This window comes from Bradyrhizobium cajani (assembly GCF_009759665.1).
In the GTDB taxonomy this organism is placed as follows: Bacteria; Pseudomonadota; Alphaproteobacteria; order Rhizobiales; family Xanthobacteraceae; genus Bradyrhizobium; species Bradyrhizobium cajani.
Genome location: NZ_WQNE01000036.1, coordinates 1 through 14,064 on the forward strand (window position 1 = coordinate 1; position 14,064 = coordinate 14,064).

The window sequence follows — 14,064 nt, forward strand, 5'->3', positions numbered from 1 at the left end:
CCCGGAGACTCTCTATACCAGCTACCATATTGGGAGCCAAAAGTTAGGCATAATCGCGGCCGGCAAGACGCCCTCAAGGTATCCAATGACCGATCCTTTCGATCTAGACCGCTTCGTCCGGGCCCAGCACCCGGTCTATCGCGACGTCCAGGCGGAGCTGTCCCAGGGGCGGAAGCAGAGTCACTGGATGTGGTTCGTCTTCCCGCAGGTCGCCGGCCTCGGCCTCAGCGCCATGTCGCAGCGCTATGCCATCGGCTCGCGCGCGGAGGCCAAGGCCTATCTCGCCCACCCCGTCCTCGGCCCGCGGCTGACCGAATGCACCCAGCTCGTGCTCGCCGTCCAGGGGCGAACCATCCACGCAATCCTCGGCGCGCCGGACGACGCCAAATTCCGCTCGTCGATGACGCTATTCGCTGCGGTGTCCGATCAGCCCCTTTTCGATCAGGCGCTCGCCAGATATTTCGCGGGCGCGCGTGACGGTGTGACGCTGGAGATCCTTTCGAAGCTCGATCGGCCGGCTTAGCGCGGATCAGCGTCCCTGGAACACAGCCGCGCGCCGCTCGATGAAAGACTGAATGCCCTCCTTCGCGTCCGCACTGCCGAGCACGCGGTCGCGAATGTTCGGGATATAGGCGATCGCCGCCGCCTCGCCGCCCTCGATATATTTGGCAGCCGCCTCCTTCGTGACCTGGATGCCGAGCGGTGCATTGCGCGCGATGATGGCAGCGAGCGCCATGGCACGCTCGACCTGCTCTCCCGGCGGCACGACTTCCTGGACGAGGCCGATTGTGTGGGCGCGTTCTGCCGAAAACTCGTCGCACAGGAACAGGTGGTACATCGCGTCGCCCCAGCCGGCGCGCGACAGGAAGCGGAAATGCGCCCCGCCGAGTGGCGCGATGCCGCGCCTGGATTCCATCTGACAGAAGCGCGAATCCGCGGCAGCCACCACGATGTCGCCGGCAAGCATCAGCTCGATGCCGATCGTGAACACGATGCCCTGCACGGCGGTGACGATCGGCTTGCGGCAGCGCTTGTTGAGCCCGAACGGATCGACATTCCCCTCTTTGATATTTCGCTTCTCGGCGGACGGACCGAAGAACTTCGGCATATCAAGTCCGGCGGTGAAATCCCTACCCTCGGCACAGATCACGCCGACACGGTAGGTCTCGTTGTCGTGCAGCTCGGTCAGCACATCGGACAATTGCTCCATCATCGCCGGCGTGAACGCGTTCTTCTTTGCAGCGTTATCGATGATGATCTTGAGGACGTGCCCGTGCACCTCGGTGCGGATCTGACCTTCGCTCATTGGTTTCTCTCCGGATTGGTCTGTTGGTGTTGGCCGCAAATCAGGTCGGCGGCTGAATTGCCGCGCGGATCGCGGCGATCCGCTCCGGCGTGAACACGCCGGTATCCAAGAGCTCGAGGATCGAGAGCACGCCGCCCCGCGATCCCCAGCTTCCCTCGTCGATGATCTCGAAATTGACCCACCAGGTTGGCGCAGGCGCCTGCATCCCGCAGGCCGCCGCCAGCCGCGCCAGCACGTTGCGGATCACTTCGGCACGCACCTCGGCAGGCCAGGCTGCGTTCATCACCGCAATATTGACGGTCATGATATCGCGCGGCGTGTCCTGGTCGGAGAGGAGCCGGCCACCGATCGCCATGCAGTCGGGCGGCAGGTCCTTGAAGTGAACCTGGAAGCCCATTCGCGCTGCAGGCGCGTGCTGGCCGATTTCGGGCGCGAGCACGGCATCGGTCAGGCTTTCCGCGAGGCGGCGACGCCGTGTCAGGTCAAGCCGGCCGGCAGGCGCGGTCACGGTGATGATGGTCAGCTTGCCCCCTTTGACTAATATGACAATCGTCATATTTCAGGACCACTTGCCTATGTCAAGCGTCATAGTCTAGATGAGAGGGCCATTCGCGGGACATCCGATGACCTCCAGCACACGCGACAAGATGATCGCCGGCGCCGCCGACCTGATGAGCCGCGGCGGCGTCAATGCCACCAGCATGCGCGATGTCGTCCGCCATACGGCGACGCCCCGCGGCTCGATCAGCCACCACTTCCCGGACGGCAAGCGGCAGTTGATCGCCGAGGCCGTAGTCTTTGCCGGCAAGCAGGTGTCCATTCCCCTGGAGAAGGCCATGAGCGAACGCGGCGTGATCGGCGGCTTGAGAGCTTTCGTCGCATCGTGGCGCCGCCGACTGGAAGCGACCGGCTTCGAGGCGGGCTGCCCGGTGCTTGCCGTCGCCGTCGACCGTTATGTCGGCGAGGTCTCCGACAAGGACGACGATACGGCGCAGCGGCATCTGCTCGACCTTGCCGACGGCGTGTTCGCCGACTGGCAGCAGATCATGCACACCGCCCTGCTGCGCGAAGGGTTGGCTGCGGAACGGGCCGAGCGGCTTGCAACACTCGTCGTCGCCTCGATCGAAGGCACGGTCGCCATGTGCCGCGCGAGCCGCAGCGCCGCCGCGCTCGATCAGGTTCAAGAGGAACTGGAGACGGTGCTGGCCGCTGCCCTCGCCCGCACGGCCAAATAGATCGGATGAGCACCAATGGATTTGTCACGCCAACGCGAACTCGCCCGCCATCTCGCCAATTTGCGCCGCGAGGGCCGGCAGCAAAGCGGCCTCGACGAGCGGCTGGTGCCGCCGGATGCCGAGACGGCGTACCGTGTCGCGGCCATGGTGGAAGAGGAATTGGGCTGGGATGTCGTCGGCTGGAAGATCGCCGGCATGAAGCCCGGGCTCCAGCGCCAGCTTCACATCTCCTCGCCGATCTATGGTCGGGTGTTCGCGCCCTTGATCAAGTCCTCGCCTGCAAGCGTCGAACATGCCAGGCAATGCAGCCCGATTCCGGAAGTCGAGTACCAGGCGTGCCTCGGCGCCGACCTGCCGCCGCGCGCGAAGCCGTATACGGTGGAAGAGGTCGGCGATGCCGTCGCCTCGCTGCATCCCGGCATCGAGCTCGCCGAATGCCGCTTCGTTCACGACGCGGCGTTTCCGCCGATGCCCGCGATCATGGCCGATGGCTCCGGATCGGGAACGATCGTGCTTGGCGAGCCCATCGCCGACTGGGCCAGCCGCGACATCGCGAATCAGGATGTCATTCTCAATTGCAACGGCGCCTTGAGACGCCGCGGGAGCGCTGCGGAGGCAATCGATCATCCGCTGGTGCCGCTCGCCTGGCTCGCCAACGAGCTGTCGCGAACCGGCATCGGCCTTAAGGCCGGCCAGACCATCAGCACAGGCACGCTGACGGGCATGTTGCGGCCGAAGGCCGGCGAAACCTACGTCGCCGATTTTGGTCCTCTGGGAACTGTGAGCGCGACTTACGCCTAGGCCGTTTTCGAGCAACGTGAATTCCGGCGCGCGCAACGAAAACGTGTCAAACCCAGAATCCCATTCGGAACGGGACTGGCTCCAGGACGAATGGACGCACGCGCGAGGGCTGTAAGGGCCACCAGCGTAAACCCGCGATTAATACGGTCCCGCTATTTTTCGGAGAAATATCCTTCCTCTCCCGCGCCAGTTGCCGGACAGATCATGAAAATCGGTACGCTCCTGACCACCGCCATCGTCTCGCTCTCGACCGTGGGCGGCGGTCTTGCCGTCTACGTCGCCGTGACGAAATACCAGACGATGGAGCGGATCACCGAGGCACAAGGCCGCCTGGCGATCGTCCGTGCTGTCAGCGACATCCCGCGTTATCTCAATCCCGAGCGCGGCTTTTCCACCAACATCCTCTATGGCCCAGCCAGCATCGACCCGGCGCTGCTTTCCGAGCAGGACAAGCTGCGCAAGCAGACCGACGGCGCCCGCGACAGGATGAATGCGCTGCGCAAGGAGCTGCCCGGCCCGTTCGACGACGGCAGCACCATCGGCAGCAACATCGACGGCATCAATGCGAAATTCGCCGCGCTGCGCGAGGCCATCGACAAGGCCCTCGCCGGACCTGCCGAGGCGCGCAAGGACGCGGCCAGGAAGATCGTCGCCGACAATGCCGTGCTCAACGGCGGCGTGACGGCGCTGCTCAACGAGCAGGTCCGCCGCATGGCGATCCTCAACGGCGACGCCTACCGGCAGGCCAGCTACGCCAACATCGCGATGACGCTGCGCGACGTCGGCGGCTTCAATTCCAGCCTGCACAAGAATCTCGTGGGCGGCAAGAAACCGGCGACTGACGCGGAGAAAGCCGACATCAGCCGCTCGCAGGGCCGCAACGATCAGATCGTGATGGCGCTACAGGAACTGCGCGGCAATCCCGCAACTCCGGCGAACGTCGCCGCTGCGCTGGAGAAGTTCAACGCGATCTATATCGAGGAGTTCGGCCGCGAGCTCAAGCTGGTGAAGGACGGCGCTGTCAGCGGCAAGTACGAACACGACATGGAGACCTATTACGCCGCCACGCAGCGCGGCCTCGCCACCATCATCGACGTGCGCGACGCCTTCTACGACAACGCCGAGCAGATCCTCGCCGGTGCTTCCTCGGCCGCGCGCACCAGCTTCACCGTCGCGCTGCTCGGCCTTGTCGCCGTTCTGATCGCGAGCGTCGGCCTCGTCGTAACCGTCCGCCGCCGCGTCTGCGCGCCGATCGTCAGCCTGACGAGCCGGATGTCGCGGCTGGCCGACGGCGAGGTTGCAGACAGCATCCCCGGTGCCGAGCGTTCCGACGAGATCGGGGCGATGGCCGCAGCGGTTCAGGTGTTCAAGGACAACATGATCCGGGCCGACCGGCTCGCCGCCGAGAAGCAGGCCGAGAACGACGGCAAGATGCGCCGCGCCCAGGCGCTCGACGACCTCACCCGCGCCTTCGAGGCCAAGGTCACCGAGCTGGTCGGCGGCCTCTCGCAGGCCTCTTCGACCATGGAGAGCACGGCGCAGTCGATGACCTCGACGGCGGCCCAGACCAACAGCCAGGCCGCGGTCGTCGCCGCCGCCTCCGAACAGACCTCGACCAACGTGCAGACGGTCGCCAGCGCCACCGAGGAGCTGACCTCCTCGATCGCCGAGATCGGCCGTCAGGTTGCCCAATCCACCGAGATCGCGGCCCGCGCCGTCGACAACGCCCGCCGCACCGGCGACACCGCGCGCGCCCTCGCCGAGGGCGCCCAGAAGATCGGCGACGTCGTGACGCTGATCCAGAGCATCGCCGAACAGACCAACCTGCTCGCACTGAACGCGACCATCGAGGCTGCCCGCGCCGGCGATGCCGGCCGCGGCTTTGCGGTGGTCGCCTCCGAAGTGAAGTCGCTGGCCGGCCAGACCGCCAAGGCCACCACGGAAATCTCCGAGCAGATCACCGCGATCCAGACCGCGAGCGACGAGACCGTCGCCGCGATCCGCAACGTCGCCGACGTCATCGCCGAGATCGACCAGATCGGCACCGCGATTGCGGCTGCGATCGAGGAACAGGGTTCGGCGACCAAGGAGATCGCCCGCAGCGTCCAGGAGGCCGCCCGCGGCACCCAGGAGGTCAACAGCAACATCTCCGGCGTGCAGCGCGCCGCCGACGACACCGGAACTGCCGCCCGGGAGGTATTGGGCGCCGCCGAGCAGCTCTCGACGCAGTCGCGCGACCTCGCCGGACAGTTCGACCGCTTCCTCGGCGAGGTCAGGGCGGCCTGAGCGAAGCCCGCGGCTCCGAGTCGCGCACAGCTTTGTAGCCCGGATGGAGCGCAGCGTAATCCGGGACATCCCACGACGCGGACAGAACCCCGGATTGCGCTGCGCTCCATCCGGGCTACGGCACGACCGCGCAACGCGAGATCAATAAGGCGGCGCTTTCCGCGCGCGCTGCGCCTTTGCGGCTTCGATCCACCACGAGAGATCATCGGCAAAGCGCGGGAACGAGCGTTCCAGCGCCTTGCCCCCCTCGCCGATCGGCTCGCCCTCAGCCGATAGCGTCTGGGCGATCGGTCCGACGCCGATGGTGCTCGACACCACCACCATGCCCATCTCCGACAGCGTACCGTGCCAGGCGGTGGAGGCGCGCGCACCGGACAGCCGGCCGGCCGAGTAGCTCACGATCGCGGCCGGACGCCAGAACCACTCTTCGAGGAAATGGTCAGTGAGGTTCTTCAGGCCCGGCTGGATACCCCAATTGTACTCGCCGGTGACAAAGACGAAACCATCGGCGCCGCGGATCTGTCCGGCCAGCTTTTCCAACGCCTCGGGCGCGGAGCCCTTGGGATATTCCTTGTACATGCGGTCGAGCATCGGCAGCCCGATCGCCTTGGCGTCGATGAACGCGACGTCCTCGCCGCGGCCGCGCAGGCCATTGATGACGAAATTCGCAAGGCGGATGCCCATGCGGTCGGACCGGTAGGAACCGTAGAGGACGAGGATGCGATTGCTCATGACCGGACGGTAGCACGAAACCGGCGTCCGGCCCTACTCGATTTGCCGAACTATCGTCCGCGTCCGCGCTCCAGCGTTTGCGACGGTGTCTCGCCGAACTGGTCGCGATAGCTTCTGGAGAAGTCGCTGAGATGCCAGAAGCCAAACGCCAGTGCGACCGCCTTGACGCTGTCGGCGCCGGCAAGAAGCCGCCGGCGCACCAGCCAGAGACGACGCAGGCGCAAGTAACGGTGCAGGCTCATGCCGCGATAACGGCGGACCACGTCGTGCATCGTGCGAACGGACAGGCCGAGCTTGCCCGCGATCTCGTCGCTGTAGATCGGCTGCGACAGGTCGTCAGAGAGCAGCGCGCGGATATCCTGGAATATCTTGAAGTTCCGCCCGTCGTTGGCCTGCCGGGTCCAGCGGGCGGGAACGACGCTCTCGAAGGCGCCGTCGACGGCTCCGAGCAGCGATTCCTTCATCGCCGCGCCTTTCAATGGAAGCTCTGGTGCATCGACCAGATCGGACGCCTCGGCCAGCACCTCCCGAACCACGCTGCGCAGCCGGTGCAAGGCCACCGCGGACGTTTCGAAAATCTTGAAGCTTGAGACCGTCTGTGGCCAGCCGCGATCCCTCACCTCCGGCCTGAAAAACACCGAGGCGATTTGCCGCTGCACCTCCTCGATGGTGGTGTAGGCCGCTCCGCCGCTGCCAATGACCACGACCGGCCGCGCACGTTGCGAGCCGTTGAAGCGAATAGGTACGTTGAGGTCGTCCATCGTGAAGCCGACCGCCGTGCAATTGTCGACGAGCTGTGCGTCGACCACTCGCGGAAACGCGCGCGTCAAGTTCACGTCGCAGCCGGGCAACGACAGAATGATCTGCTCCGCCGAAATCTTCCTGACGAAAGGCGTGAACTCGAAATTCAGTCCGCGTATGGAGTTTCGAAATTCGTCGACATCGGAAAAGCGGAATATCTTTAGCGCCGTCCCCGGCGCGTCATCACTATTGTTCATGGCGGTATGAAACGCAGCGTCGCGCTCTACGCGTCCGGCGACAACGCCGGTTCGCTTCCCCCTTTCGGTTTCCCGTCAGACCGGAAGAATCACCCTGACCCATCCCTCAGTTGGCGGGCGTCCCACTCAAAGGACAAGCCATAGTTGCACGCCTGCCAAATTTCGATAGCATTTTCCCAGGAAGTAGCGGTGCGTTGATACCTGAGGAAACCAAACCTCAAATCCAAATTAACGCCTGTAGGTCGCAATGATGGTCGTTGGATCGTCAAAGTTATTTCAAATTTCAGGCACCTGCCATGATGGCAAACTCGCCTGCCGTTCGTCTCGTTGAATTGGAAGACGCGGTCGCAGCGTGTCCGCCGGAGCGTTGCGCGCGCATCCTCGAGGGCATTGTCGGTTTGCTCGCGGCCAGCAGCGACCGGCCTCAGGACATGCTCGTCAATATGGTCGATGGCGTCCTGCTGTGCCTGACCGAAAGGGTCGCCCCCAGCTCGCTGGTCCGGCTCAGCACAGCGCTCGCCGAGCTGACGGCGGCTCCGCAGAAGACATTGCGTCGCCTGGCCTCGCACGAGGATCCGGACATCGCTTGTCCGCTCCTGATCAAGTCGCAGGCACTGTCCACGACAGATCTCGCGACGATCGCGACCGCGAGGGGCGAACGGCAGCAAATCGCGATCTGCGCCCGCGACACGATCGAGCCGACGGTGACCGAGGCACTGATCAAGCATGGCGGCAGCGGGATTTGCCTTGCGCTCATCAGGAACCCCGGCACCAGATTCTCCGAGACGGCCTATGCCGCGCTGATCGCCGCAGCCGGGCGGGATGACGAGATCACGAAGGCGCTGGCGCTCCGGCCTGATACCCCCGACCACGTCACAAGGACATTGCTGTCGGCCTCTTTTGGCAAGAAGCCCCCGGTCAAGCCCAACGCGTCCGACGTGCCGTTGGCACAGGATGCTGCACCCGCTCCGGCAGCACCAAGGCTGCCCTCCCCGGCGGACTATGCGAACGCGAGGCCGGAGATCGTCGCGCTCAACCGCGTCGGCAAGCTCAACGACTCCACGGTGAACCGCTTCGCGATCCGCGGGGAGAAGGCCAATTTGGTGACGGCGCTCTCGGTGCTCTCGGGCGCACCGATCGAGATCGTCGAGCACGTCCTGGTCGACGACGACTGCGAGGGCCTGGTCATGGCCTGCCGCGCCTCGCGGCTGAACTGGGCGACCACTCTCACGATCCTGAGCAACCGCCGCGGCGTGCGGCTTTCCTCCGGAGAGCGCGAACGCGCGCGGACCATCTTCGAGACGCTTCTCTTATCGACCAGCCAATGGACGGTCCGCTGGGGCCAGATGGCAGCACGCGCCGGCACAAGCGATCCGGGACATCGCAACGCAAGAGGGGGAGATAACCGATGAGATTCGACGGTCGTAAAGCGTCTCGCGTGCGAATGGACCACCGGCAGCCCGTGCACCTGATGGGGGCGGACGGCACGTGGCAGCGCAGCTGCGTCCTGCTCGACGTGTCGCAGACCGGCGCGAAGCTCGAGGTCGAGGGCACGCTCGATGTCCTCCAGGCCAAGGAATTCTTCATGCTGCTGTCGTCGACCGGGCTGGCCTATCGGCGGTGCGAGCTGGTGTGGATCGACGGCACCATGGCCGGCGTTCACTTCATCAGAGCGGTCGGCAAGAAGAAGACGGCAAGCGCGCCGTCGGCCGCCGCGCAGAGCGCCACCCCAAGCAAGTAGGCAGATACTTCGTCCCACGCATTGAACATCACCGCATCTCAGGCCGCCCCGTGCAGAGCACGCGTACCATATCAAGCCCCGTCCAGCGCGACGGCGGTCTCGGAGAGAGGGAGGGGGCCCGCCCCATCGTCCATGTGCTGGCCGATTCATCCGACAAATTGTCGGCGGTCTGCTCGATCCTCGAAGCGCGATTTACGGTCGCGGGCGAACGGCTCGACACCGAAGCCAAGCTGTCGCAGGTGCCGTCCGCCATCGTGGTTCGCGCGGAGCTGCGCGATGTCGACAACATCGCGGCCATCAAGAAGCGGGCCAGCACGCTGGCCAAGGCCAAGAAGCGGATCTTCCTGCTTGAGCACAGCTCTCACGTCAGCATTTCCCAAGCCTATGCGCTCGGCGCGACGCTCGTGCTTTCCGGAATGGTCAACCGAGCCAGATTGCTGGCGGCATTGTCCGACCCGGCCAAGCCGCTACCGGTCTCGTCAGGCGACCAGGCGCAGCTCGACAACGCGGTTGAAACCGCAGCGACCGCCATGGCATCGATGTTCACGGCCGTCGCTCTCGGCCAGCCACTCGATGTCGACTGCGCCAGGCAAGCTGGTCGCCAGATCGCCGATCATATTACCGAGCATGGCCTGTCCGAATGGCTCGTAACGGTGCGGCGCCATCACGAGGGAACCTATCAGCATTGCCTGCTCGTGACCGGCGTCGCCATCGACTTCGGCCTCAGCCTCGGCGTCGGCAAATCCGATCTGGAGCGGCTTTACTCGGCCGCCATGTTCCACGACATCGGCAAGGCCCAGATACCGCTCGCCATCCTCGACAAGCCGGGCCGCCTCGATGCCGAAGAACGCGCCCTGATCGAAACGCATCCGGCGGCTGGCTATGAGTTTCTAAAGGCCCACCACCGGATTTCGCCTGAGATCCTCGATGCCGTGCGGCATCATCACGAATATCTCGACGGCAGCGGCTATCCGGACGGGCTCTGCGCCGAAAACATCGGCGACATCGTGCGGCTTCTGACGATCTCCGACATCTTCGCGGCGCTGATCGAGCACCGGCACTACAAGCCGACGATGCCACGCGCGGAAGCCTACGACATATTGTGCGGGATGAGCGGAAAGCTGGAGAAAGCGCTGGTGCGTTCGTTCAAGCAAGTCGCGCTCACGCGGTGAGCTCGTGACGCCGGCGGCGTCGCAAATTCACTCTAAAGCGGGATGGGGTTAGGTTGAATCGATTTGGGATTCCCAAATCAGTGCATTTCTGATTCACCATGCTGGCTGGATTGGAGGCCAGCATGGATGGGCAAGCCTTATTCTCTGGATCTTCGCAAGCGTGTCGTGGCCGCGATCGAGGGCGGGATGTCCCGCAATCAGGCCGCCAAGCAGTTTGGGGTCGCGATCAGTACTGCCATCGGCTGGATGCAGCGGGTCGAAGAGACCGGCAGCGTTGAGCCTGGCCAGATGGGCGGGCACAAGCCGAAGGCGGTTTCGGGAGACCACGCGGTCTGGCTGTCGCAACGGATCAGGGACGGCGATTTCACCATCCGCGGGCTCGTTGCCGAGCTTGCCGGTCGCGGCCTGAAGGTCGACTACCACTCGGTGTGGGACTTCGTGCATGCCGAGAAGCTCAGCTTCAAAAAAAAGCGTGGCGGCTGGCGAACGCGATCGTCCCGAGGTCGCGCGCCGGCGAGCCCAGTGGGCAAAGTATCAAGGTCGCCTCGAAGCTGAGCGGCTGGTCTTTATCGACGAGACCTGGACCCGGACCGACATGGCGCCCTTGCGGGGATGGGCCCCCCGCGGGCACAGACTTCACGCCAAGGTTCCCCACGGCCGCTGGAAGACCATGACCTTCCTGGCGGCCCTGCGCCATGACCGGATCGATGCGCCATGGTTCATCGAGGGGCCGATCGATGGCGTGAGCTTTCGCACCTATGTCGAGAAGGTTCTTCTGCCCGTCCTTCAGCCCGGCGATATCGTCATCTTGGATAACCTTGGCAGCCACAGGAGCAGAGCAGTTCGCCAGCTCATCCGTTCGGTCGGCGCCAAACTCTTCTTCCTGCCAAAATACTCGCCCGACCTGAACCCGATTGAACAGGTCTTTGCCAAGCTCAAGCACCTGCTCCGCAAAGCTGCCGCACGAACCGTCGACGCCGTCTGCGCCGCAATCGGCCACGCACTCGATGCCTTCACCTCCGAGGAGTGCGCCAACTACCTCAAAAATTCAGGCTATCGAACTTAATGCCATCACGCTTTAGAGCATGATCCGGACCCGGAGGGCCGCGTTAGCGCAAAGTGTGCAGCGGTTTTCCGAAAAGATCATGCTCAAACAAATAACCTAAAGCGCGATGACGATTCATCCTAATCTCGTCGCGCTTTAGTGCGTGGCGCGATATCTGTCGCGGCGCCGAATGGACCGGCCCGCCAGCCCCTCGGCAAGCAGCTTCATGTCCTCGCGCCTACCGCTGCGTATCAGTCGGCCGAACTCTTCGGGAGTGAAGGGAAGACTTGGATCATCATCAATCGGGCGCCGCACTCGCGGGCCGAAGAACCGCCGAACCAGGCTAGCCAGCCGCCGCATGTCAATTCCCTCGCGCCAGCAACAAACCTTTCAGTCTCCGTATTGTTCCTCCTGCGTGATGGAGATTGCAAGAGGCCACCAACGAGTCCGCACCAAATATTTTAGCGCGAGAATAATCTCCTCCATGTGCACTAATCGGCGAATCCCACGTAGCGCACGAACTCCTCGTTGTGTTCGCGATCTGAGCGAACGGCGTTCGCGGCAAAGCTGTCGTCGGGATAGCCCATCGCGACGCAGGTCATGATCACCTCGTCCTCCGGGACGTCTGCGACCTCGCGCACGATGTCGGAGCGCATGATGCCCTGCCCGTTGATCACCGAGCCGAGACCGCGGTCCCAGGCCGCAAGCACAATGCCGTAGCAAAGCGCGCCGAGATCGAAATGGCAGACCGCGCCGGGATCGAGCACGCGGTCGTAGGTCAGGACCAGCGAGACCGGCGCGTCGAACTGGCGGAAGCCGCGCAGCACCCAGTCCTGGCGCATCGGCTTGTCGTCGCGCGCGATCCCCATCGCGCCGAACAATTTCTTGGCGATGTCGACCTGCCGGTTGCGGTGCACGCCCTGATACTCGCCATGGCTGATGATGTCGCGCTTGACCTTGGCGCCGCCGACCATCTCCTCCATGTTGCGGCGGCGCACCTCTTCCAGCGGGCTTCCGGTGAGCACGTGGACATGCCAGGGCTGGGTGTTCATCGACGACGGCGCACGCTTGGCAGTCTCGATGATCGCCTCGATCACCGCGCGCGGCACGGGCTCGTTCCGGAAGCCGCGCACGCTGCGGCGCGACTGGACCAGCGTTTCGAATTCCACCTCTTGAACCTCCCTGCCCGTTCAATCCGGCAGCAACACGCTGCCGGTTGCTGATGCGGCGCGCAAAATCTATGCTAGCCCGCAAGCAAGACCAAGAACCCTGCAAGAACCCTGAAGGACTCGCCATGGCCGCGCCGCTCGATCCCGTCATCGCCCAGATCATTCCGCTGCTGCCGCTGCGCGATCCCACGGTGATGACGCCACAGAGCGCCCGCGATTCCTTGCGCGCACTGGCTGCCGCGCGCGCAGCCATCCCGCCGCCGCCGGTCGACACCGTGCAGGATATCAAGGTGAAAGGCGGCGCCGGCCCGCTGGATGCGCGCCTCTATCGTGTCGGCACCGGTCGGGCGCCGACCGTGGTGTTCTTCCATGGCGGCGGCTGGGTTGCCGGCGATCTCGAGACCCACGACCGGCAGGCACGCAACCTCGCCATCGAGACGGGCGCCGTCGTCGTCTCCGTCGACTATCGCCGCCCGCCGGAGACGCGCTTTCCCGGCGCGTTCGAGGATGCCTTTGCCGCCGTGCGCGACGTCTTTGGCCGCGTCACGGAATTCGGCGGCGACGCAAAGCGCTTCGGCGTCGCCGGCGACAGCGCCGGCGGCAACCTCGCCGCGACCACCGCGATCGCCTGTCGCGACGCCGACATCAGCCTCGCCGCGCAATTGCTGGTCTATCCCGTGACCGACGTGGTCGGCAGCTATGCCGATGCGCAGGAGAACGCGCGCTATCTTTCGCGTGCCGAGAACGCCGACGGCTACTTCCTCACGCGCGCCACGATGGAATGGTTTTGCGGCCATTATCTCGCCGAGCCCGGCCACGGCGCGGACTGGCGGGTCTCGCCGCTGCGCGCGGCCTCGCTCGCAGGCCTTGCGCCCGCGATCGTGACCACCGCTTGGTTCGATCCCCTGCGCGACGAGGGCGCGGCCTATGCGCGGGCGCTGGAAGCTGCCGGCGTAAGGGTCAAGCACCATGAAGGCCCCGGCCTGATCCACGGCTATTTCGGCCTCGGCGATGCCTCCGAAGTCGCACGCGCCGAAGCGCAGCGCGCACGGGCCGATTTCAAGGCGTTGCTCGCGCGCGGGGTCTGACGCAAAGGCGCGCAACGCCGACGCATTCGTCCTCGCCGCACCTGCCGGCGATCAGACCCGGGCAGCCGGCACCTCGAAAAAGCCGGTCGCCTGAACCAGGCGCCCGTCTTCGCCAAAGCGGCCGAAGCTCTCGCCCTTGACGAACACGCGGCCGATCCCGTCGTACATCGTCCAGCGGAAGAGTCCTTGCTCGTGGTGTTCGACGAAGCTGTCATTCCTGAAATAGGCTCCGGGAAACTTGAGCTGCGTCTGACCGATACGGACCATCAGCGCATCTCGCCCCTCAATCCGCGAGCCGGGATCGGTGTACACGCAATTTGCAGCCACGCTTTGCTCAAGCAGGCGACGGCGCTCGTCCTCGCCAACGGGGCCCCAAGCGGCTTGATAGGTGTTCCAGGTTCTCAGGCGTGCTTCGTCGTTCATCTTGCCATCCTCGCTATCCTACAAATTGACATTGTTCGATATTGTGTCAAGAGTGACGGCACCACGCT

The 14,064-nt window shown here is 64.6% G+C and carries 15 protein-coding genes; 9 read left to right on the forward strand and 6 right to left on the reverse strand.

Annotated elements, in window-relative coordinates; translation table 11 throughout:
* Window positions 1-85 precede the first annotated feature (85 nt).
* Window positions 86-523: a DUF1810 domain-containing protein gene (locus GPL20_RS31520; protein ID WP_157335129.1), complete on the forward strand. Its 438-nt coding sequence runs from the start codon at window positions 86-88 to the stop codon at window positions 521-523.
* Window positions 524-529: 6 nt separating this feature from the next.
* Here GPL20_RS31520 and GPL20_RS31525 read toward each other — a convergent pair whose 3' ends face one another.
* Complete coding sequence (locus GPL20_RS31525; RefSeq protein WP_157335131.1) at window positions 530-1,306, reverse strand: crotonase/enoyl-CoA hydratase family protein; 777 nt, start codon at window positions 1,304-1,306, stop codon at window positions 530-532.
* A gap of 40 nt (window positions 1,307-1,346) precedes the next feature.
* Window positions 1,347-1,862, reverse strand: coding sequence for a tautomerase enzyme (locus GPL20_RS31530; protein WP_246251113.1), 516 nt, complete (start codon window positions 1,860-1,862; stop codon window positions 1,347-1,349).
* A gap of 91 nt (window positions 1,863-1,953) precedes the next feature.
* Here GPL20_RS31530 and GPL20_RS31535 point away from each other — a divergent pair, with 91 nt between their 5' ends.
* The 3 genes from GPL20_RS31535 to GPL20_RS31545 all read left to right on the forward strand — a co-directional run bounded on the left by GPL20_RS31535 (window position 1,954) and on the right by GPL20_RS31545 (window position 5,628).
* Complete coding sequence (locus GPL20_RS31535) at window positions 1,954-2,541, forward strand: TetR/AcrR family transcriptional regulator (protein WP_246251115.1); 588 nt, start codon at window positions 1,954-1,956, stop codon at window positions 2,539-2,541.
* A gap of 15 nt (window positions 2,542-2,556) precedes the next feature.
* Complete coding sequence (locus GPL20_RS31540; protein WP_157335135.1) at window positions 2,557-3,342, forward strand: 2-keto-4-pentenoate hydratase; 786 nt, start codon at window positions 2,557-2,559, stop codon at window positions 3,340-3,342.
* Window positions 3,343-3,546: 204 nt separating this feature from the next.
* A complete protein-coding gene (locus GPL20_RS31545) occupies window positions 3,547-5,628 on the forward strand; it encodes a methyl-accepting chemotaxis protein (protein ID WP_157335136.1) in 2,082 nt (693 codons plus the stop codon).
* 141 nt (window positions 5,629-5,769) lie between these two features.
* On the opposite strand, the gene GPL20_RS31550 is transcribed toward GPL20_RS31545, so the two are convergent.
* Window positions 5,770-6,360 carry an NADPH-dependent FMN reductase gene (locus tag GPL20_RS31550; protein WP_157335138.1) on the reverse strand — a complete coding sequence of 197 codons (591 nt, stop codon included), beginning with the start codon at window positions 6,358-6,360 and terminating at the stop codon, window positions 5,770-5,772.
* Between the two features lie 50 nt (window positions 6,361-6,410).
* On the reverse strand, window positions 6,411-7,358 hold the full coding sequence (locus GPL20_RS31555) for an AraC family transcriptional regulator (protein ID WP_157335140.1): 948 nt from the start codon (window positions 7,356-7,358) through the stop codon (window positions 6,411-6,413).
* A 296-nt stretch (window positions 7,359-7,654) separates the two neighbouring features.
* On the opposite strand from GPL20_RS31555, the gene GPL20_RS31560 reads away from it, so the two are divergent.
* From GPL20_RS31560 to GPL20_RS31575, 4 genes are all read left to right on the forward strand, one after another.
* The gene (locus GPL20_RS31560) at window positions 7,655-8,770 is read left to right on the forward strand and encodes a DUF2336 domain-containing protein (RefSeq protein ID WP_157335142.1); all 1,116 of its coding nucleotides are present in this window, start codon (window positions 7,655-7,657) and stop codon (window positions 8,768-8,770) included.
* The gene (locus GPL20_RS31565; RefSeq protein ID WP_157335144.1) at window positions 8,767-9,099 is read left to right on the forward strand and encodes a PilZ domain-containing protein; all 333 of its coding nucleotides are present in this window, start codon (window positions 8,767-8,769) and stop codon (window positions 9,097-9,099) included. Before GPL20_RS31560 ends, GPL20_RS31565 begins: the two co-directional genes overlap by 4 nt.
* A 50-nt stretch (window positions 9,100-9,149) precedes the next feature.
* Complete coding sequence (locus GPL20_RS31570; protein ID WP_254126535.1) at window positions 9,150-10,271, forward strand: HD-GYP domain-containing protein; 1,122 nt, start codon at window positions 9,150-9,152, stop codon at window positions 10,269-10,271.
* A 126-nt stretch (window positions 10,272-10,397) separates the two neighbouring features.
* Window positions 10,398-11,337 (forward strand): IS630 family transposase gene (locus GPL20_RS31575; RefSeq protein ID WP_373568294.1). Its coding sequence is split into 2 segments (ribosomal slippage): window positions 10,398-10,733 and window positions 10,735-11,337, totalling 939 coding nucleotides; the frame shifts between segments, so codons are not numbered across the junction.
* Between the two features lie 470 nt (window positions 11,338-11,807).
* Here GPL20_RS31575 and GPL20_RS31585 read toward each other — a convergent pair.
* Window positions 11,808-12,485: a nitroreductase gene (locus GPL20_RS31585; RefSeq protein WP_254126533.1), complete on the reverse strand. Its 678-nt coding sequence runs from the start codon at window positions 12,483-12,485 to the stop codon at window positions 11,808-11,810.
* A gap of 125 nt (window positions 12,486-12,610) precedes the next feature.
* On the opposite strand from GPL20_RS31585, the gene GPL20_RS31590 reads away from it, so the two are divergent.
* Window positions 12,611-13,573, forward strand: a complete 963-nt coding sequence (locus GPL20_RS31590) for an alpha/beta hydrolase (protein WP_167533301.1) — start codon at window positions 12,611-12,613, stop codon at window positions 13,571-13,573.
* 51 nt (window positions 13,574-13,624) lie between these two features.
* On the opposite strand, the gene GPL20_RS31595 is transcribed toward GPL20_RS31590, so the two are convergent.
* Window positions 13,625-13,996 (reverse strand): nuclear transport factor 2 family protein, encoded by a 372-nt coding sequence (locus GPL20_RS31595; RefSeq protein ID WP_157335152.1) that lies wholly within the window; start codon window positions 13,994-13,996, stop codon window positions 13,625-13,627.
* Window positions 13,997-14,064 lie beyond the last annotated feature (68 nt).